23 protein-coding genes are annotated in these 18,141 nt (G+C 67.4%); 12 read left to right on the forward strand and 11 right to left on the reverse strand.

The window, feature by feature from the left end; genetic code table 11:
* Nucleotides 1-79: 79 nt before the first annotated feature.
* Nucleotides 80-394, reverse strand: coding sequence for a hypothetical protein (locus ACIQPT_RS24725; protein WP_401158542.1), 315 nt, complete (start codon nucleotides 392-394; stop codon nucleotides 80-82).
* A gap of 122 nt (nucleotides 395-516) precedes the next feature.
* Here ACIQPT_RS24725 and ACIQPT_RS24730 point away from each other — a divergent pair, with 122 nt between their 5' ends.
* From ACIQPT_RS24730 to ACIQPT_RS24740, 3 genes are all read left to right on the forward strand, one after another.
* On the forward strand, nucleotides 517-1,347 hold the full coding sequence (locus tag ACIQPT_RS24730; protein ID WP_401158544.1) for an alpha/beta fold hydrolase: 831 nt from the start codon (nucleotides 517-519) through the stop codon (nucleotides 1,345-1,347).
* A gap of 176 nt (nucleotides 1,348-1,523) precedes the next feature.
* Nucleotides 1,524-2,039 (forward strand): hypothetical protein, encoded by a 516-nt coding sequence (locus ACIQPT_RS24735; protein ID WP_401158546.1) that lies wholly within the window; start codon nucleotides 1,524-1,526, stop codon nucleotides 2,037-2,039.
* Nucleotides 2,040-2,069: 30 nt separating this feature from the next.
* The gene (locus tag ACIQPT_RS24740; protein ID WP_401158548.1) at nucleotides 2,070-2,666 is read left to right on the forward strand and encodes a hypothetical protein; all 597 of its coding nucleotides are present in this window, start codon (nucleotides 2,070-2,072) and stop codon (nucleotides 2,664-2,666) included.
* Here the strand turns inward: ACIQPT_RS24740 and ACIQPT_RS24745 are convergent.
* Both ACIQPT_RS24745 and ACIQPT_RS24750 read right to left on the reverse strand, forming a co-directional pair.
* Nucleotides 2,663-3,085 (reverse strand): Ig-like domain-containing protein, encoded by a 423-nt coding sequence (locus ACIQPT_RS24745; RefSeq protein WP_401158550.1) that lies wholly within the window; start codon nucleotides 3,083-3,085, stop codon nucleotides 2,663-2,665. The two genes, ACIQPT_RS24740 and ACIQPT_RS24745, sit on opposite strands and share 4 nt — an antisense overlap.
* Nucleotides 3,086-3,395: 310 nt before the next feature.
* Complete coding sequence (locus ACIQPT_RS24750) at nucleotides 3,396-3,947, reverse strand: hypothetical protein (protein ID WP_401158551.1); 552 nt, start codon at nucleotides 3,945-3,947, stop codon at nucleotides 3,396-3,398.
* Between the two features lie 252 nt (nucleotides 3,948-4,199).
* On the opposite strand from ACIQPT_RS24750, the gene ACIQPT_RS24755 reads away from it, so the two are divergent.
* Nucleotides 4,200-4,706 (forward strand): nucleotidyltransferase domain-containing protein, encoded by a 507-nt coding sequence (locus tag ACIQPT_RS24755; protein ID WP_401158553.1) that lies wholly within the window; start codon nucleotides 4,200-4,202, stop codon nucleotides 4,704-4,706.
* Nucleotides 4,707-4,774: 68 nt separating this feature from the next.
* Here ACIQPT_RS24755 and ACIQPT_RS24760 read toward each other — a convergent pair whose 3' ends face one another.
* Nucleotides 4,775-5,731, reverse strand: coding sequence for an endonuclease/exonuclease/phosphatase family protein (locus tag ACIQPT_RS24760; protein WP_401158832.1), 957 nt, complete (start codon nucleotides 5,729-5,731; stop codon nucleotides 4,775-4,777).
* Between the two features lie 227 nt (nucleotides 5,732-5,958).
* On the opposite strand from ACIQPT_RS24760, the gene ACIQPT_RS24765 reads away from it, so the two are divergent.
* From ACIQPT_RS24765 to ACIQPT_RS24780, 4 genes are all read left to right on the forward strand, one after another.
* Nucleotides 5,959-6,414, forward strand: coding sequence for a hypothetical protein (locus tag ACIQPT_RS24765; protein WP_401158555.1), 456 nt, complete (start codon nucleotides 5,959-5,961; stop codon nucleotides 6,412-6,414).
* A gap of 8 nt (nucleotides 6,415-6,422) precedes the next feature.
* Complete coding sequence (locus ACIQPT_RS24770; protein ID WP_401158556.1) at nucleotides 6,423-8,252, forward strand: alpha/beta hydrolase; 1,830 nt, start codon at nucleotides 6,423-6,425, stop codon at nucleotides 8,250-8,252.
* Nucleotides 8,245-8,751, forward strand: a complete 507-nt coding sequence (locus ACIQPT_RS24775) for a hypothetical protein (RefSeq protein WP_401158557.1) — start codon at nucleotides 8,245-8,247, stop codon at nucleotides 8,749-8,751. The genes ACIQPT_RS24770 and ACIQPT_RS24775 overlap by 8 nt, the downstream gene beginning before the upstream one ends.
* 264 nt (nucleotides 8,752-9,015) lie before the next feature.
* Nucleotides 9,016-9,630: a DUF3995 domain-containing protein gene (locus tag ACIQPT_RS24780; protein WP_401158558.1), complete on the forward strand. Its 615-nt coding sequence runs from the start codon at nucleotides 9,016-9,018 to the stop codon at nucleotides 9,628-9,630.
* 34 nt (nucleotides 9,631-9,664) lie between these two features.
* On the opposite strand, the gene ACIQPT_RS24785 is transcribed toward ACIQPT_RS24780, so the two are convergent.
* The 4 genes from ACIQPT_RS24785 to ACIQPT_RS24800 all read right to left on the reverse strand — a co-directional run bounded on the left by ACIQPT_RS24785 (nucleotide 9,665) and on the right by ACIQPT_RS24800 (nucleotide 11,701).
* Nucleotides 9,665-10,282 (reverse strand): hypothetical protein, encoded by a 618-nt coding sequence (locus ACIQPT_RS24785; protein WP_401158559.1) that lies wholly within the window; start codon nucleotides 10,280-10,282, stop codon nucleotides 9,665-9,667.
* Between the two features lie 50 nt (nucleotides 10,283-10,332).
* Nucleotides 10,333-10,782, reverse strand: coding sequence for a hypothetical protein (locus ACIQPT_RS24790; protein ID WP_401158560.1), 450 nt, complete (start codon nucleotides 10,780-10,782; stop codon nucleotides 10,333-10,335).
* Between the two features lie 90 nt (nucleotides 10,783-10,872).
* Entirely contained in the window at nucleotides 10,873-11,115 is a 243-nt protein-coding gene (locus tag ACIQPT_RS24795) for a DUF397 domain-containing protein (protein WP_401158562.1), read from the reverse strand.
* Nucleotides 11,116-11,353: 238 nt separating this feature from the next.
* On the reverse strand, nucleotides 11,354-11,701 hold the full coding sequence (locus ACIQPT_RS24800; protein WP_401158564.1) for a hypothetical protein: 348 nt from the start codon (nucleotides 11,699-11,701) through the stop codon (nucleotides 11,354-11,356).
* Nucleotides 11,702-11,895: 194 nt separating this feature from the next.
* On the opposite strand from ACIQPT_RS24800, the gene ACIQPT_RS24805 reads away from it, so the two are divergent.
* From ACIQPT_RS24805 to ACIQPT_RS24815, 3 genes are all read left to right on the forward strand, one after another.
* Nucleotides 11,896-13,266 carry a hypothetical protein gene (locus ACIQPT_RS24805; protein ID WP_401158834.1) on the forward strand — a complete coding sequence of 457 codons (1,371 nt, stop codon included), beginning with the start codon at nucleotides 11,896-11,898 and terminating at the stop codon, nucleotides 13,264-13,266.
* A gap of 242 nt (nucleotides 13,267-13,508) precedes the next feature.
* Nucleotides 13,509-14,261, forward strand: a complete 753-nt coding sequence (locus ACIQPT_RS24810) for a DUF6879 family protein (RefSeq protein ID WP_401158565.1) — start codon at nucleotides 13,509-13,511, stop codon at nucleotides 14,259-14,261.
* Nucleotides 14,262-14,287: 26 nt separating this feature from the next.
* Nucleotides 14,288-15,136 (forward strand): helix-turn-helix domain-containing protein, encoded by an 849-nt coding sequence (locus ACIQPT_RS24815; protein WP_401158567.1) that lies wholly within the window; start codon nucleotides 14,288-14,290, stop codon nucleotides 15,134-15,136.
* A gap of 156 nt (nucleotides 15,137-15,292) precedes the next feature.
* Here ACIQPT_RS24815 and ACIQPT_RS24820 read toward each other — a convergent pair whose 3' ends face one another.
* Nucleotides 15,293-15,499, reverse strand: coding sequence for a DUF397 domain-containing protein (locus ACIQPT_RS24820; protein ID WP_401158569.1), 207 nt, complete (start codon nucleotides 15,497-15,499; stop codon nucleotides 15,293-15,295).
* A 3-nt stretch (nucleotides 15,500-15,502) separates the two neighbouring features.
* A complete protein-coding gene (locus ACIQPT_RS24825; protein WP_401158571.1) occupies nucleotides 15,503-16,351 on the reverse strand; it encodes a helix-turn-helix domain-containing protein in 849 nt (282 codons plus the stop codon).
* A gap of 252 nt (nucleotides 16,352-16,603) precedes the next feature.
* On the opposite strand from ACIQPT_RS24825, the gene ACIQPT_RS24830 reads away from it, so the two are divergent.
* Nucleotides 16,604-17,185 (forward strand): ATP-binding protein, encoded by a 582-nt coding sequence (locus ACIQPT_RS24830; RefSeq protein ID WP_401158573.1) that lies wholly within the window; start codon nucleotides 16,604-16,606, stop codon nucleotides 17,183-17,185.
* A gap of 12 nt (nucleotides 17,186-17,197) precedes the next feature.
* Here ACIQPT_RS24830 and ACIQPT_RS24835 read toward each other — a convergent pair whose 3' ends face one another.
* Nucleotides 17,198-18,019 carry a helix-turn-helix domain-containing protein gene (locus ACIQPT_RS24835; RefSeq protein WP_401158575.1) on the reverse strand — a complete coding sequence of 274 codons (822 nt, stop codon included), beginning with the start codon at nucleotides 18,017-18,019 and terminating at the stop codon, nucleotides 17,198-17,200.
* Between the last annotated feature and the right edge of the window lie 122 nt (nucleotides 18,020-18,141).

Genomic DNA, 18,141 nt, shown 5'->3' on the forward strand with positions numbered 1-18,141 from the left:
ATTCTTCTCGTGCCGGGCCGGACTCTTTTTCGTGCCGTTGCCGTGCCGTGCCCGGCCCGCGAGAACGGCGCGGGTGTCCTCAGACAGCCCGGCGGGTGACGGCCCAGGACGTGGCGGCCACGCCGCCCGCGACGGTGAACACGGCGGGCCAGGCGCCGACCTTCTTGGCGAGCGGGTGCGATCCGGCGAAGGCGGCGACATAGGCGACGGTCAGCCCGGCGGCGGCACGCGGCCCGGCCTGGCGGTTCCACGCGTACGCGGCGAGGGACCCGGCGGCGGCGAGCGCGACGCCGCCGAGCGGTCGCTTCCCGGTCCACCGGGCGACGCCGTAGCCCCCGATGAGCCCGCCCGCCGCCACCGCCGCTGCCGGAACCTTCGCCATCGCCGCCACCATCGCTTCCTGTAAGCCGTCGGTATATCCGTGGTTGGCTCGTCAGCCCGAGGCTAGCGTTCGGGGCGACGGTGCCGCCGAGCGGGACGACCGTACGGGGAGCGACGGGAAGACGGGGGTTCCGGGTGGGAGCGGTCACGACCACGGTGACGGTCGAGGACGGCGGAGCAGCGGGCGGTGCCGGTCCCGGTCCCGTACGCCTCTTCTGCACCGACCACGGCGGCGAAGGCCCGCCCCTGCTCCTGCTGCACGGGCTGGCAGGCCACTGCGGCGAGTGGGAGGAGCTGGCGGCCCGGTTCGCGCCCACGCACCGGGTGATCGCCTTCGACGCCCGGGGCAGCGGGGCGAGCACCCGCCGCCCCGGGGACGTGACGCGGGCGGCGCACGTCCGCGATGTCCTCGCCGTCGCGCGCCGGTTCGGCCTGGCCGGGGAGGACACGGTGCTGGTGGGCCAGTCGATGGGCGGCCTCACCGCGCTGCTGACGGCGGCGGCCCACCCGGAGGTGTGCCGGGCGCTGGTCCTGATCGAGGCGGGCCCGGCGGGCCCGAGCCCGGAACTGCCGGAGCAGATCGGGCGCTGGCTGGACTCCTGGCCGGTGCCGTTCCCCGGCACGGAGACGGCCGAGGCGTTCTTCGGCGGCGGACCGGCGGGCCGCGCCTGGGCTGCGGGCCTCGTGCCCGGCCCCGGCGGCCTGCACCCCCGTGTCGACCGGGACGTGATGGTGGCCACCGTCCAGGAGAACGCGCAACGGCACTACTGGGACGGCTGGGACCGGGTGCGCTGCCCGGTGCTGGTGGTACGGGGCGAGAACGGCGCGATGAAGCCGGACGAGGCCGACCGGATGCGGGCCCGGCACCCCACGACGCGGATCGGCGTCATCCCGGGCGCGGGCCACGACGCCCACCTGGACAACTCGGCTGCGGTGTACGGGGAGATGGCGGCCTTCCTGGCGTGAGCTCCGGCTGAGGGCCGGTGTAAGGTCTGGACCCTTCGCACGAGGGGGGTCTCATGCTGTTCCGAAATGCTGCCCGCACGACCGCTGGCACGACCACCGTTACGGATGCCCGTACGGATGCCCGTACCGACGCTCACCGCCCGGCCCGAACGGGGCTGCGCGCAGGCGCACTTGCCGTGGTCGTGGCCGCGGCCCTGGTGTCCTGCACCCAGGCGTCGAGCGGCGGCGGCCCCGGCGCGGACGTGCCGAGCACGTCGGCGGGCTCCGGCCAGGACACGGACCTCGCCCGGATCGCCGAGAACGCGGAGAACGCCGAGAACGCGGACCGGGCCGAGCGCGAGGCCGGCGAGGCGGAGGACACCGCCATCCCCTCACCCGCCCCCGCACGGGTCCGCGACGCCTTCGCGACGCTCCAGGCGACGCTCGACGAGACCTGCACCCCGGGCGCGGGCGACTGCGCCTACTTCCTCGGCCGGGTGACCCGGGAACTCACCGAGCTGGACGAGTCGATGCGGGCGGACGGCAAGGGCCCCGGCCACTTCAAGAAGCCGCTCGCCGATATGAAGGCCCTGTTCGGCAAACTGGGCGACGACCGGTCCGAAGCGCATCTGGAGAAGCACTTCTCCGAGATCGTCGGCACCCGTGACGGCATCAACACCTGGATGCAGGACCACCCCGACGACTACCGCTGACCCCGGCCGGCCCGGCAAGAACGGCGTGCGATGACCCTGCGTTCCGATCTGACCGAGTTGCTCGTCCGCGACGGCATTGTCGACGTGGACGTCGACGATGCCGTCGCGGACGAGCACGTCCGATGTTCCGCGTACCGACGTGTCGTCTCGGCAACCGCTTCCGCACGAAGCCGCGACCGGGACAGGGACCGGGACAGGGACAGGGACAGGGACCGCGCGATGGTGGCCACGATCCTGCGCGATCCCGTCGTGTCGATCTCCAAGACGGCGGTGGTCGACCTCGTGGACCGGATGGCGGTGGAGGCGACCGGCCCTGAGGACTTCCGGCAGTGGTCGGCAGGGATCCTGCCGGAGATCGACCGGATCACGGCGGAAGGCAATCGCGAGTTCATTCACCGCCGCATGCGCGACTGGCTGCTCCACCTGTCCATCAAGGACGGTCATGTGCCGAGCCCCGCCGAGTTGGCGGAGGCCACGAACTGGATGCAGCGCGTCCTCGCCGAGAGGTCGACGTCGTCGGCGGTACTGACCCTGCTCGCCGAGTCGGGCAGCACCAGGAAGATACGGAACATCGCGAAGGACCGCGCCGGAAGCCGCAAGCTGAGAAGACCAGGAGCGGGTGCCTAGGGTGCGCCCGTCGGCGTGGGTCCGGGTCCGGGTTCGGGCGGGGAGACGGTGATGCGGACGACGGCGGAGGCGGCGGGGACCTCGGTGCCCTTCACGAGGACCTGGTACGTCAGCTCGTCCTCACCGGAGTACCCGTCCCTGGCGGTGTACGTGACCGTGGGCCCGGACACCGAAGCGGAACCATGGCCGGGTGCGGTGTCGATGCTCAGGGTCAGTTCGACCGCGTCGTAGGCGTCGAGCAGTGCCGCTCGTTCTCCGCTCTCCAGGGTGATGGAGTCGTTGTCCAGGACGTCCACGTCCAGGCTGTTGCCCGCGTCCACGGTCTGCTCGTCGTCCATGAGCGCCAGCGCCCGCTTCACGGAGGGCGGCGAACCGGCCGACGCGGCGCCCTCGTCCCCGCACCCTGTCAGGACCAGCACGAGCGCGCCCGCTCCGGCCGATATCCGTATCCGGAGGGCCCCGCGCCTCGGTCGCCGTGCCTGCTTCCTCGTCTGCATGTGTCGCCCCCAAGGCCGAACTCTGTGCGGTGGAGGAGCCGATGTTCGCAGTGCGCCCGGGCGTAGAGCAGGGGCATACGGGAAGCGAAGCGGAATTGTGATGAGAGCGTGTACAAAGCGTGCGGGAACGGTCGGGAGAGGTGCGGCCGAGGGGCAGGGAAGGCCGCTACCGTCTCCCGCATCTCCCGCATGAAGGGCGGCCGCGATCAGCACGGGAGCCGGAGGCGAGACCTCACCCGGCGTGCCGCTGCCCCAGTAACTGGGCCTGCGCCTTCTTCAAGGCGGTGAACCCGTCCCGTGCGTAGGCGGCGAGGTCCTGGCTCGGGAACGACACGACGGACAGGTGCTGGTCGTACCGCCCCTGCTCCCAGCGGGCGGCCGTGATCTCGTAACCGGACACATGCGCACACAACTTCAGCAGAAGTGGCGGCATCTCCGCTTCGCGCAGCAGATCGGCGTGGGTCACCACGAGGTCGCGCATGGTCCGGATGTTCGGCAGGAAGACGGTCGTGACCCACAGCCGCCACTCGGCGAGCTCGTCCTCGGTGGGCGGGTCCTCGTGGTCGAAGGGAGAGCGTCCGTCGGGACGGACATTGCGCTGGGCGAAGGCCTCGAAGGCGCGGCTGTTGGCCTCGGTGATGGCGAACAACGGCCCGTAGAAGTCGCTGAGTTGCCGATTGACCCGCGCGAGCCGCTCATGGCGCTGGGCGAGCCGCAACCCGTTCAGGTAGGCCGCGACGTACCCGACGAAGGCCAGGGCGATGGTGACGACCAGAGCAATCATGGAGGGTGATGCTACTGAGGTCGGAGCAAGAGGACGACCGCTTCCGCAGCAGGCTGACCTCATCCGGCCCGCTCCGGGCCGCAGCCGAGACGCCCGGGTCCGCTGATAGCTTTTCGTGGTGAGCGAGCAATTGCCGGCGGTGGCGTCGAACTGTCACCGGACGAGATCGAATCCCTCCACGCCCGGTGGTCATCGAGTTGGACGCCGAGCGAGGTCGCGCAGCGGCTGGCCGGGATCAGCAGACCCTGGTACGTGGCCGCGGGCTGGGCGGTGGACCTGTTCCTCGGCGAACAGACGCGTGAGCACGGGGACATCGAGATCGGGATTCCGGACGCGAGCTTTCCCGAGGTCCGCCGCCACTTCCCCGGATACGTCTTCGACGCGGCGGGCAGCGGCCGGATCTGGGAGGACGCCCCGCCGGAGGCGTTGGCCGCCGTACATCAGACGTGGCTCCGCGACCCGGCCACCGGGCTCTATCTGCTCGACGTGTTCCGGGAACCGCACGACGGCGACGTCTGGATCTGCCGACGAGACGAGAGGATCCGGCTCCCGTACGGCGAGATCATCCATCACGATCACGACGGCATCCCGTATCTGGCACCGGAACTGGTCCTCCTGTTCAAGGCCAAGCACGCCCGCGACAAGGACCGGAGAGACTTCGACGCGACCGTCCCGCACCTGACCCGGGCCCAGCGCGAGACCCTGGCCGAGCTGCTCGCCCGCGTACATCCGGGGCACCCCTGGCTCGAGGACCTGTAGCCGGCCAGCCGGCCGCCCCTGCTGCGTCGTGTCGGAGACCGGCAGGCGGGGCGCACCTGCCGGTGATCTCATCGACGGTCCGGCAGAACGACACGGGCGGCGACGGGCAGATGGTCGCTGCCGGTGGCGGGCAGGGTCCGGATGTGGCCGACGGTGGCGGAGCGGGCCATGACCTGGTCGATCCGGGCCAGAGGGAAGGAGGCCGGGAAACTGAGGGCGAACCCGCGCTCGGCGACGTTCAGCCGCGAGGTGAGAGGACTCAACCCCCGGTCCTCCACAGCCCCGTTGAGATCCCCGAGCAGAATGACGGTCTCGACGCCGTCGGCCGCGATGGCGCGCCCCAGCAGCGCGGCGCTCTCGTCCCTCCGCTCGGAGGCGAGCCCGCCGGCCCCGACCCGTACGGAGGGCAGATGGGCGACGTACGCGGCGACCTCCCCGTACGGCGAGTGCACCACGGCGCGCACGCCACGGCTCCACCCCTCCTCGATGTCCGGGGGCTTGATGTCCACCAACCGCCCGCCGCTGATCGGGTACTTGGACCAGAGCCCGACGGTGCCGCGCACGACGTGATGCGGATAGTCCGGAGCGAGGACCTTCTCGTACACCGCCAACTGCGGGGCCACCAGCTCCTCCAGCGCGACGAGATCGGCCCCGGCCTCGATCAGCGCACGGGCGGTCCCCGCCGGATCGCGGTTCTCATCACTGACGTTGTGCTGTACGACGACGAGCCCCGGCCCGTCGCCCGCCGCGGCGGGCAGGAGCAGCCCCCCGAAGAGGTGCACCCAGACCGCCACGGGCAGAAGCAGCGCCACCAGCGCGACGGCGGACCGCCGGACCAGAGCACCGATCAACAGCACGACGACGAGGACTCCGACCCAGGGCAGGAAGGACTCCAGTAGACTCCCGGCCCTTCCGGGCCAGTTGGGTACGGCCCGATGGAACGCCAGCACCCCGGCCACGACCACGGCAACCCCGGCGATCACCCACCCCCGCCGACCGCCACCCGCACCAGGCGCCATCGACATCTCCGCCGACGCCGCACCAGGTTCTGCCCGCTCCACCATGTCGTCCCATCCGATCGATCCCGCTCCAGAGGACGACCGACCAGACCAAACAGGTTCCGGCCACGGATGACAGGACCGAATTTGATTTGCCCCGCAGAAGCCGGAGACGATGTCGTCTCGACCCGAGGAGCCCGGGAACGGGACTACGGGAAACGGGAATATCGGGGAAGACGGGGAGAGTCTTTACGGTGGCGTGGGACGAATGGGAGCAGATCAAAGCTGATGTCGCGGCGAATGGGCCGGCGAGCATGCAGCTGAATCAGGCCCCTTCGGAGGGTGGAACCTCGGGCGGCGAGGCTTCTGCGGATCTGAAATCCGACAAGAAGGCATGGGTGAAGGCCGGCGAAGGTGTCACCGGCCTCAAGGGCGGCATCGGCAAGGCGTTGACGAAGCTCGGCGATGGACAGACGGGACTGGACGACACCGCCGGGTGCCGGAGCGCGGCGGCGCAGAAGGAGATATACGGCTCGTGGAAGAAGTACATCGGTGATGTGAGCAGTCGCTGTGATGCACTGGGCGGCCTTCTGGAGAGGTCGGGACACGATCTTTCGAAGACCGACCAGGCGGTCATGGCTGAGCTGAACAGGCTCAAGGCGCAGTACCAGGACACCGAGGCCGTTGGCGGCCACCCGAAGGCGAAGTGACGGCGACCATGGATCTTGCGACGCTGAAGGCCCTCAAGCCCTCGGAGTACGAGGGCGCCGCGGACGGCTACCGGGCCACCGGTGAGATGGCCAGTGCGGCAAAGGACACCATCGACAACCAGGTCTGCGCGGGCGTGCGGAAGCAGTTGGAGGGCAAGGCGGCGACTGCCGCCCTGGGAGAGCTTCGTAATCTGTCGGAGAACTTTCACTACATGCAGGTCGAGTGCGGTCTGATCAGTACCGCACTGAATGGATTCGCCTTTGATATGGCGGTCGCCAAGAGAAGGCTGGAGACGGCGATCGAGGATGCCCACGCCGATGGCTGCACGGTAGGTTCCGACGGATCGGTGTCCTACCCGGCGGGCAAGAAGCCTGGCGAGGAGAAGATGGCCGACGGCGGCACGGTGACCGGGAGTGCCGGGGGCAGCCCGACGTCCGATGCCCTGGAACGTCAGGCGATGAACATCCACCCGAATCCGAACTACGGCAAAGCGATGGGGTACGCGAACCGGATCGCCGACGCGCTGGAGGAGGCGACCGACGCGGACGCCAAGTGGGCACCGAAGCTGCGCGCGCTGAAGGCTGACGACGACCTGGTCGTCTCCAAGCGCGACTGGGCCGACACACGGTCGGACCTGGGAGGTGTCCGCGAGGCGGGCAAGGACTACCTCAACTCCCTGCCGGAGCCGCCGAAGGACGGCAGCCCGAAGGACAACGCTGCGTGGTGGAAGGGGCTCAGCGCGGAGGAGCAGTCGGCTCACCTCGCGCTGAACGCCGCAGCGGTCGGTGCGCTGGACGGGTTGCCCGCCGAGACACGTGACGAGGCCAACCGCAAGGTCTTCGTGGAGAAGCGCAGCGAGTTTGAACTGGCCCTGAAGGCTATCCCCGAGGCGCCGGCGAAGTACAGGTACGTCAAAACCGGCAGAGGACCGGTCAGGGTGCACACCGACGAGTACGTGGAGTGGGATGACAAGTACAGCGACAGGAAAAAGGAACTAGAAGGTTACCTTAAAGGGATGGACCAGATCCAGGACCGCTTCGACCGGACCGGCCTGCGCGGCCTCCCGGAGGCATATCTGCTCGGCTACGACCCTGTGGGCCACTCTGACGGAAAAATCATCCTGGCGAACGGGAATCCTGATACCGCAGACCATACGGCCGTATACGTGCCGGGGACTAAGGCCAACATCGAAAAGATTGCTGAGGGTGCCAACCTCGGTGACCTGGGTAGAAGCGAGATTCTGTGGGCCGAAAGCGGAAAAATGGCTCCAGACAAGAGGTTTTCCACTATTACTTGGCTCGACTACGACGCTCCGGACAAGGTTGCTGGCGAAGCCACTCGCGGGTCGTATGCGGAAGATGCCGGCCCGACGCTGCGCAGCTTCATGGAAGGAAACAGGGCCGCGCACGAAACCAACTCCGGAAACCCGGGCCATGCAACGCTTATTGGGCACAGCTATGGAACGACGGTTGTGGGCGTTGCCGCCCAGTCCGATATCGGCCCGGTCGGGGATTTCGGACCGACCCCGCGCATCGCTGATGATGTGATCGCCGTCGGCAGTCCCGGCATGCAGGCCGACCACGCGGCGGACCTGGGGATCGGTGCCAAGCACGTGTGGGCCATGGGTGGCTCCTGGGACGACCAGGTAGTGCGTCAGGGGGGTCGCTTGTTCGGACTCGGCGACAACCTGACGATCCCCACCGACGAAAGCTTCGGAGGGAACATCATGAAGAGCGACTCGGGTGATCACGGTGGCTTCTGGGATCCTGAATCGGTCAGCCTCAGAAACCAAGCGGCCGTGATTGCGGGTAAATATGAAAGAGTCCAGCATGACTAGCAAGACACGCAAGGCTGCAGCCTGCGTAGTCCTCTTTTGCTTGATTATTTCGGGGTGTTCTGAGATGAATGAAAATGGAACCGATGCTCCGGTCCGTGTCAGTTCCGAGGTGCAGGATGAGGTTGAGAAGGTTTCGAGCTCGATCCTGGAAATCCTTTCGTTGAAGGCGAAAATGACTGAATCGGGCGCCATGATCTCTCCGTGCAAGGAGGGGGCTTATCGGGCACACCACCCCTGGGGCGTCTATGGGCCTCCCGCCAAGGATCTGGGAGAGGCGATGGACAGATTGCGAAGCCAGCTGCCAAAGAAGGGGTGGAAGATTGTAAAAGACGGCCCGGATGACAGTCAGGCAAGAAGTCCGCAAATTGTCGCCGACTCGGCCGATGGGAAATTCTCTGTAGACGCCCGTTTCCATGGCAAGCAGAGCGACGATCCGGCCCAACTCGAGGTTACCGTTCAATCGGCTTGCTTCCGTCCTGAGTCTGAATCCACGTCCTGAGGTTCAGTCGGTGTGGAGGCAGGGCGAGGGTGAACCCCGGCGCATGATCGGCATCGCCTTCACCCGGGCCGAGGTCGCCGTTGTGATCGACGGCCGCTTCTGGCACGGCTGCCCCTCGCACGCCACATAAATGATCTCCGAAGGACTCCGGAGCTTTGCTGATCGTCAGCCGCCGGCGCGATCAGATGTGACTCCGCCGCGTGGGGGAGCGTGATCGTTCGCACGAGCGACGCACTGTCATCAAGGTTCAGTGCTGGTGGAGTTGTGACGAACAAGCGTGCTCCAGACGAAGAGGTGCATCCCGCCCCGAGCCTCGCGCTTCGCCTCCGTCGCGTTGGTTGGCCAGGGGTCGCCGTTGCGGCATGGGGGTTCCTGTTCGCGGCGCCCAGCTTCGTCTGGGCATTGGGGGGCACCTTCGGTCTGCAGACGACGGTGGCTCCGCCGCTGGTGAAGCTTGCTCATGACCGGGTGACGTGGTTCCTGGCAGTCCTGTGGGTAACCGGTTTTCTGAAGCTCTTCGGAGCGTTGATCGGTATCGCTCTGATGCGCCGTCGTGGCAAGTGGACGGGGCGGCTCACGGTGTTCTGCGGCGGCGGCGCGACCGTGCTGCTCGTCTGGCATGGATGTCAGTTTGTGATCCACGGAGTGTTGGTTGAGGCTGGGGCGCGCGCTGTGGCGCCTGATCTGGTCGGGCTGACCGGCTGGTATCTCTGTCTGTGGGGACCGTGGTTCATTGCCGGCGGCCTGGCCTTTGCCGCCGCCGACGCGCGCTATGTCTGCCGACACGATGGCCGGCGTGAGGTGAGGCTTTGCGGGGCTGCGGGGGCGCTGAGCGCGTTGCTTCTGTCCTTGGTCTCGGTAGCCACCGGGATTGGTTGATAGGGGCGATCAGGGGGGCTGGACCCGATCCGGGCTACTCCTGCGGCGGGCCGATGACGGCCTGGCCGATCTGTTTCGCCAGCCACGAGGCGTGTCGTGCCTCCGACCCGTCGCGGTTTCCGCGGCGCACGTGGACGAGGACCGTGTGGTCACCGGAGCGTTCGTCCAGGTCCAGGCTGCGGGAGTTGAGTAGCAGCGAAACGCGGGCATTGTTGGCTTCGCGATAGATTTCGCGATCCTGTACGTCGGGCCACTCCAGGCTGGACCACTGGATCTCGCCGATGTTCGGCCCGACCAAGTCGGTGAAGTCTTCCTCGATGCTGCCGACGGTCCGGAGTTCCGTCGATGCCCAAAGCGGCAGGTGGGAGGAGAGATGGACCGGATCGCTGGAGAGCTCGGGCGCGTGGACACCGGAGTGCAAACCCGTCGGGTCGGAAGGATCCCGCTGCCAGTTCTCGACATCCTCTTTCCGGAACCAGGCATCCGGCAGCGATTCGCGTATCCGCAACACTTCCGGCACGGTGCGGAGCTCGATGTCCACCGACACCTCCGCGTGCCGCACGTCGCTCACTGCCACGAGCTGACGCGCAACACGCAGGGCCAGCATCGGGTCCGTAGTACGGAAGATCGGGTACGCGATGGCGCTGGACATGCGAGCACCCTGTCACAACCACCATCGGACCAGGACTGACTATTCCTCGGTCAGGGGGGCGGGAGAGGGCAGGGGAGGCCGGGATGGTGGTGGTTGAGGCAGCACACCACCGAGAACGAGATCAGGCTCTGGGACTTCGTGTAGTGCACCCAGCAGACGTCGACCCCTCGGGGAAGGCAGTCCATGGCGTACGCGATCTTGTGTTCGAGGGGGACGTAGGCGCGGCCGCCGTCGTCCCTCTCCGCAGGGGGATTCGCCTCGTACGTACTCTTCAGCCACGTGACGGCACCCACCGCACGGGTCCAGGTGCGCTCCACCGCGGTCTGGTTCTGCCGCATGAGCCAGTGCCCGGTCATGAGGGGCGGCAGCGTCGAGGCGGCGAACGCGCGGGTGTGTTCGGAGTTCAGTTCCGCACCCGGACGGCGTAGGGCCTCCTGGCCGTACGCGTCCCTGCTGCCGGTCCATGGACCGTATCCGTGCCAGTGTCCTGACCAGGTCATCTGCGCCCTTCGCTAGGGGAGACGGGCCGGCCCGGAGCATGTCCGGTCCGGCCCACTGCGTGGTGCTTGGTGCTCAGGAAGGGAGCCAGGTTAGAGCGTCAGACCCCTCGTCCTGACCCACCCGGTGGCGAAGTCGTCGAGCTCGGCCTCGGTGAAGCGCAGCTCCTTGCCCGCACCCTCGGGCTTGCTGTCACGGATGACGAAAGAGGCTTCCGCGCCGGGGATGGCGGCGAGGCTCACGCAGGTCTCGTTGGACCCGCCGGCGTTGCCGCCGCAGTAGGTGGCGAAGGAATCGGCCGGGGGGATCGGCAGTGCGTAGAGGTTTCCGTTCATGGGAGAGTCCCTTTCGGTGCTGATGTCGCGGAGATTCGGTCTCCGCACCGTCGTGCTCCTGGCCCCGCCCGGCTGCCGACCGTCCATGGAGACAGCCGGGCGGGAGTCTGCGGCCCACACGGGTGGGCCTGCTCGCGCCTACGCCGACGGCGTCACCGCTCGAACAACACCGCCGCGACGATCGACGAGCCGATGGCGGCAAGGCAGACGATGTAGGCGATCTGCCGGGCTCGTTCACTCATCGCCCGGTGCCTCGGCCCGGAACCGGCCGTACGGGAAGGGGCAGTCGGGGGGAGACCGCGAGCCCCGCAACGTCGGCCCTGTTCATGGCGGCGAGCTTCCGGAGTACCCGGGCCAGCGCCCGGACGTGGGAGTAGACCTCATGGGACAGGGCCTGCGGAGCCGGAGGGTTGTCGAGGAGGTGGGCGACCTCCAGGAGGAAGCCACGGTCAGCCCCGTTCATGTCTTCGACCCCGGCGGACAGGCCGCCGGTGAAGGCGGCCACCCGGCCGCGCAAGCAGACCACCGCATCGTCGAGCTCCGCGCGGGTGGTCGTGCCGAGCCGGAGGGCGAGTACGCGTCGCACCTCGTGCTCCGCGTCCGCCTCCCCACCTGCCGCTGCCGCACTGGGGCGGCCAGCGCCGGGAGCGCTGCTTGTCTTCATCGCATCGGTCACCAGGCATCTCCGCTCATGGCCGCTTTCGATCGCGTTCTGTGTAGAGGTAACTGCGCGCAGTGCTCATCCCGGTACCGTGGAAGGCAGGCGTAACCGTGAAAGCCATGAATTTCCGGGGAGTTGGTGTGCCCGTGGCACCTGGGAGCGACCGCAACTCAGGCCTTGAGAACCTTCTTGAACAGGCCGGATGGTCCAGGACGCAGCTCGCGAACGCCGTGAATCGCACGGCCGGTGAAGCGGGCATGGCGTTGAAGTACGACCAGTCCGCCGTTTCGCACTGGCTGAGCGGGACGCAGCCGCGAGCACAGGTCCGGCCGGTGATCGTCGAAGTGCTCGAACGGAAGCTCGGCCGTCCGGTGACCTATGCCGAAGCAGGGCTGCGCTCACCGAATCCGGGCCCGGCGGTGGACTCCGCGGACACCGCAGACTCCCTCTTGGACCTCGGAAGGGCTGACATGGATCCTTCGCGGCGCGGAGTTCTCGCAACAGGCCTGTACTCTGCTGCCCTCGCCGTCCCTCTCTTCGCAGGCGAGGCCTACGCCGAGGAACGGGAGCGTTCGGTCCGGCCGACCGGGCGCATCGGTGAGGCAGAGGTGGCGACCGTCCGCACGATGACGGACCGCATCGCGGACATCCTCGATGAACTCGGCGCCGGACACGCTCGTCCGATGGCTGCCGCGTTCCTCGTCAACACCGTCGCGCCGTACCTGCGCGCTTCCGCCACCGGACCGGTTCGACGCGAGATGCTCTCCGCCGCGTCCGACCTGACCTACCTCACCGGCTGGATGGCCATGTACGAGCGGGCTCACGGCCTCGGTCAGCAGTACTACGCAAAGGCGCTGCGCCTCGCCCAAGAAGCATCCGACCACGTGACGTACTGCCGCACGCTGCGCGGCATGAGCCTCCAGGCGTCCAACCTTCGGTACGGCCAGAAAGCCCTGGAACTGGCGGACTCGGCAGCCGAGGCGGCACCGGACGCCGGCCCCCGCCTGGTGGCCTTCCTCCGCGGGCAGCAGGCCCACGCCTCCTCGATGGTCGGCGACCGCCGTCAGGCCTTCGGGAGGCTGCGCGAGGCGGAGGCGGCGCTTTCGAAGGCCGATTCGCGGCGGGAGTCGATCGGCGGATACGACCAGGCCGCCTACCAGTTCCACGTCGCCCACGTCCTGTACGAGACACGTGACCTGCCGGGCTCCATCGTGGCCTTGAAGACCTCGCTCCGCGCCCAGCCCAAGCAGGAGAGGCAGGGGCGTCTCCACGCCAACGCGGTCATGGCCCAACGGCAGTTCGAGTTCGGCCACATCGAGGAGGCCTGCACCACGTGGGGCGCTTTCCTCGACGACTACGTGGGCCTTTCCTCGGCGCGCGGCGACGAGCACTTCGCGACGATGCGCAAGCGCATCGCGCCGTACGGCAAGCTCCGGGCGGCGCGTGAACTCCAGGAGCGGTCGCGGCAGGTGGCGGGGATGAAGGGGTAGATCTCCTGCCGGCTGCGGATGCGGCGGATCGGTTTCCACGCGCGTGGAAAGCTCTGCGGTAGAGGTGCTGTACCTGGTCGGCTCGGTCATGCCGTTCATGGTCGGACGACCGGTTCGACGGCCACGGCCGCTATTCGCGAATATTCTCGTGAGCGGCACGGTGATCCCTCGACATTCACGCGGGCCGGCGGACAACCTTGGATCAGCGGACGGAGCACCCTTCGAGGTGAGAGGCGGCTGTGATGGCACGGCAGTTACGGTTCAACGGCACGGGCAGTGGTGGTACGGGATGCCCTTCGGTCCATGAGGACGCGGAGAGCGGAGAGGTCATCGTTCACGGTCCGCCGTTGACCGATGCCGCCGATATCTCCCAGCTCCGGCATCTGTCCGAGGGCGAGGTGGCGGTGGTCGTGCCACGTGAACTGCTGGTTGACTGGACGCCGAAGGACACGACCCGGCAGGCTCGGATCGTCGACCTGGACGCGTTCGAGGATCTGTTCCGTACGTTCAGCCACTCGGCCTGGCGGCTGGAAACCCGGCGGCGCTTCGCCAGCGATGAAGCCACGGACACCTACCGTCAGTTCGTCGAGACCGGCGGCGTCGAATGGGACATGAACGATCCGTACTGCGAGCTGATCCGGTCCCAGACCGCGCGGGGCAAACGTGTCGAACGGGTGCGGATCGTAGATCAGCCACCGACCACGGGGCAGCTCTACCTCCTGAACAACGCCAAGCGGAACAGCGCTCTGGGGGAGGGCATCCGGACCCTATGGCGCACAGACGCCGACCGCCTCCAACTGCCGTCCGAGGACTTCTGGTTGTTTGACAGTCGGCTTGCCGCAAGACTGCGGTTCGACGACGATGACAACCTCTCGGATGTCGAGTTGATCACCGAGCCGGCGGAAATCGTCCGGTACTCCGTCATCCGTGACACGGCTTGGCATCACGCGGTGCCCTACAAAGAGTTCGCGGCGAAGCTGAGCGGCAGCGAGTAAGTAACAGAGGGAACAGACGCGTACCGGTGAGTACTGACTTCCAGAAGGCTCGTGAGGATTTGGGGCGACGGCTCCGAGCACTTCGGACGGAGAGCCCTCACGGCCCTCTCACCGGGACCGCCCTGAGTGCCTCCCTCGGCTGGGCGCAGAGCAAAGTGAGCAAGCTGGAGAACGGACGTCAGACACCCACAGCGGAAGACCTCCGGGCATGGGCCGACGCCACCGGGCACTCCGGGGTGTATGACGAGCTGCACGGACGGCTGAAGGGCTTCGAGTCGCACATCCGGTCCTGGCGGCGACAGCTGTCGTCCGGGCACCGCCCGGTGCAGGAGACGTGGAACGCGGTGACGGCGGCTGCCCGCGTACTGCACGTGTGGGACTCCTTCGCCGTCAACGGAATGCTGCAGACCCCGGACTACGCGCGGCACGTGTTCGAGGGCTACGCGACGCTCCAGAACTCACCCCGCGACACCGAGGACGCGGTACGGGCCCGCATGGACCGCCAGCGTTGGCTGTACGAGCCCGGGCGGCGTCTCAACCTCCTGATGTGGGAAGGCGCGCTGCGGGCGCAGGTGTGTCCTCCGGAGGTTCTGGCGGGGCAGATGGACCGACTGCTGGGCGTCGTCGGCATGGATACCGTCCAGCTGGGGATCGTGCCGTTGAACGCCGCTCTGCGTATTCCTCCCGCCAACGCGTTCTGGGTCGTCGGTGAGCAGCTGGTGATCACGGAAGACTGGCACGCGGAACTCTGGCTGGACGGCTCCGATACCGTCGCCCTGTACCGGCGTGTCTGGGAGTCCCTGCGTGCGTCCGCGGTGTTCGGCGCCGAGGCACAACACGTCATCGCTCGGGCCCGGCAGGCAGTTGTCGCGTAGGGGCTGCCAGGGGGAAGCGCGCCTGGGGTGAGGGCTGCCTCGCCTCGGGGGAATCCGCGTCACGGAACGGGTGCGGACATCAGCCGCACGGTGGCGGCTACGTCGGAGTCCCAGGGTCCCTCGGCCTCGGCGAGCAGCAACTCTCACCGAGAGGGCTCAGCAGAGGTGCCCGTCCTGAAGGGCCGACACGAACGATGCCCATGAGCCCGGCTGGAAGAGCAGAGAGCCCGCCCCCGTGGCTTTTGAGTCGCGTATCGCAGTCGAGTTGCTGAGGCGAGCGGCCTCTACGCACTCGGTGGCATTGCCCCCGCTGTAGGAGGACTTGAACCAGCTCGGGATTTTGCTGGACGAGGTGGAAGGCATTCTTCAGATCTCCTTGCAGACACGTTCGATCATGGCTGATGACGCGGCCATGTCCAATGCCTGTGCGCGCAGGTAGTCGAACGCGAGGCGGTACCGGTCGAGTTCGTGGATCTTCTCCATGAAAACGGAGCCGACATGAAGGTCTACGTAGACGACATCAAGCGAGGGTTCCACCCCTCCCAGGATGACGAAGCTTCCCAGGGCCGCCGCGTGTGCCCCCTTGGAGAACGGGAGGACCTGGAGAGTGATACCGGGCGACTCGTTCGCCCGGAGGAGCTGGCCGAGCTGCTCTCGCATGATCGCGGGCGACCCGACTACCCGTCGAATGACTGACTCGTCCAGGATGGCCCAGAGATGAGGAGGGCGTTCACGGGTAAGGATCTCCTGGCGCCTCATGCGGATGTCGACGAGCCGTTCGACTTCCTCTGGCGCCAAGCGCATCTCATTGGCCTGCTGGATCGCGGTGCTGTATCCCCGCGTTTGCAGGAGCCCTGGTACGTACATGCAGGAGAAGTGATCCTCGCGCACGGCCTCGTCCTCAAGCGTGAGGAGAAGGTTCATGTCGGCGGGGATGGAGTCGCTGAACGGCCCCCACCAGCCCTGCTGTTTCGCGTCCTTGGCGAGAGCTACGACCGTGCATCGCTCGGCTTCCGTCGCGTCGTACTGCCGGCACAGGGCGTCGACGATGGGCCACTTCACGGGGCCCTCCTGCGTTTCGTACCGACTGACGGTGGCTTTCGATACGCCCACGAGCCGGCCGGCTTCCTCAAGGGTCATGCCTTTGCTCGCTCGCAGCTTCCGCATCATCGCGCCGAGCTGACGGCGACGCGTGGTGGTCGTTCTGACGGGCATCGAAGGCTCTTTCCCTAGCTGCGCATTGCGGTCTGGGCGTGCAACAAGGCTAAAGCCAGGCGAGGTTAGGCACGGTTGATTCACTCGATCGAGGAGCGTGAGAAGTTACATGGTGAGACTTCTCGCTGTCATACTCTCCATCGGAGCGCTACGCAGCGTCGCCGTCCGGATGCGGTGGGCGCAGCTCCGTCATGGCGCGAGGGGAGAGTCGGCATGTGCTGCTGTGAGAGCAAGGAAGCATGTCCTCGGTATGTGGTGCCGTTCGAAGCGGCGCCGGCCCAGCTTTCCGAGCTGCGGCGGGCGGTGAGATCTCAGCTCGGATGCTGGGGTGCGTTAGCCGTCACGGAGGAGGCCGAGCTCGTCGCAACCGAGCTGGGGGCCAACGTCATCAAGCATGTTGGCCGGGACGTTGCCGCCTCTCTCGTGCTTGAACTGAGGGAGGGGCGTGTCCGGCTTGAGGTCCACGACCGGAGCCGTGCTCTGCCGACTCCTTTGGCTGAGGCCTGTGCGGACAGCGATGAGTGCGGCAGAGGCCTGCACCTCATCGCCGCGATGGCGCACGACTGGGGTTCGGCCCGCACGGCAACCGGGAAAGTCATCTGGTGTGAGCTCTCCTTGAAGCCGGCGGAGCGCGAGGGCCGCATAGGACGTGCGGCCGCGGCGCTGTCGGCGTACCGCCAGCCCAGCGGCACGCCGGGACTCGATCCCGCTGCGCTTGACGAGACGGTCACCGACGTCATCACCGACCTGCTCCATTGGCTTGCTGTCCAGGGAGGGGACCCGGATGGTGCCCTTGGCCGTGCTCAGATGCACTACGAAGCCGAGGCAGCCTGACGTGAGGGGGAGTCAGGACGGCTCTTCCTGAGCCGCCGCAGCAAGCAGGAGGCCGACGTCTGCGTACTGCTCGCTGTTGTGGAGTGCGGACGCGATATTGAGTACCGCCTGTGCGTCGCGCCGGGCCGCGTTCGTGATCACTTGATCGGCTGCTTCCTCCAGGCCGACCGCTCGGCATTGAGCGACGAAGACCTGGACATTGCGGGCAGACAGCGTGGTCGCGGCGCTCCACATCATGATGTCGGCGTCTCTCGACCGGCCGGTAGCCAGGGTCTCGGCGAGCGTCCTGATCTCAGGCCAGGCGGCATCAGCAGGTGTGGTGAGGTGCCGGTCCCCCTCTCGGAGGGGGACCGGCACCTCTGCTTGTGCCGGTGCCCGCGGAATGCCGCGGTGCCGAGTCGTGAGCCGGACGCGAAGTCGGCGCGGTCGGCGGCGAATGCGCTTGGGGGCCGGCGAACCCGCCGCCGTCGGCTGGGGCTCAGGGACGGCAGCAGTGCCTTCGGGCGAACGGGCGGAGCAGCAGTCGCAGTGCTTCACCAGGGCTTTGGTGCGGAGTTCCAGCAGCGAGGCCAATGAGCAGGGCATAGGCCTTGATGCCATGGCCGCCTCGTCGCGGAGGATCTTGTAGAGCTTTTCGACATGCCTGGCTTCGGGGATCCGGCCGCCGTTGAAGTGGTTCGAGAGCGATGTGGGAGCCAGGTAGATGTCTTGAGCGATCTGCGCCTGTGTCCGGTCGCTGACCTCGCGTAGCTCTCGCAACCGCAGAACGAAAGCGCGGTGAGCGAGAGGAACCCAGCCGGGCAGCTCTTTCCACTTGTGGGTTTTCTTCGGCAACCTCTGCTCCTCAAGGGGTGCGAGCTGGGCCAGCAATCAAACAGGTCATTGTGATTCTCCGTGCTGGGACGTAGCCGGGGAAGCGCAGCGGGTTTTCCATCCGCCCTCGAAACCTCCTCAGG

It is taken from the genome of Streptomyces sp. NPDC091289 (assembly GCF_044757365.1).
In the GTDB taxonomy this organism is placed as follows: domain Bacteria; phylum Actinomycetota; class Actinomycetes; order Streptomycetales; family Streptomycetaceae; genus Streptomyces.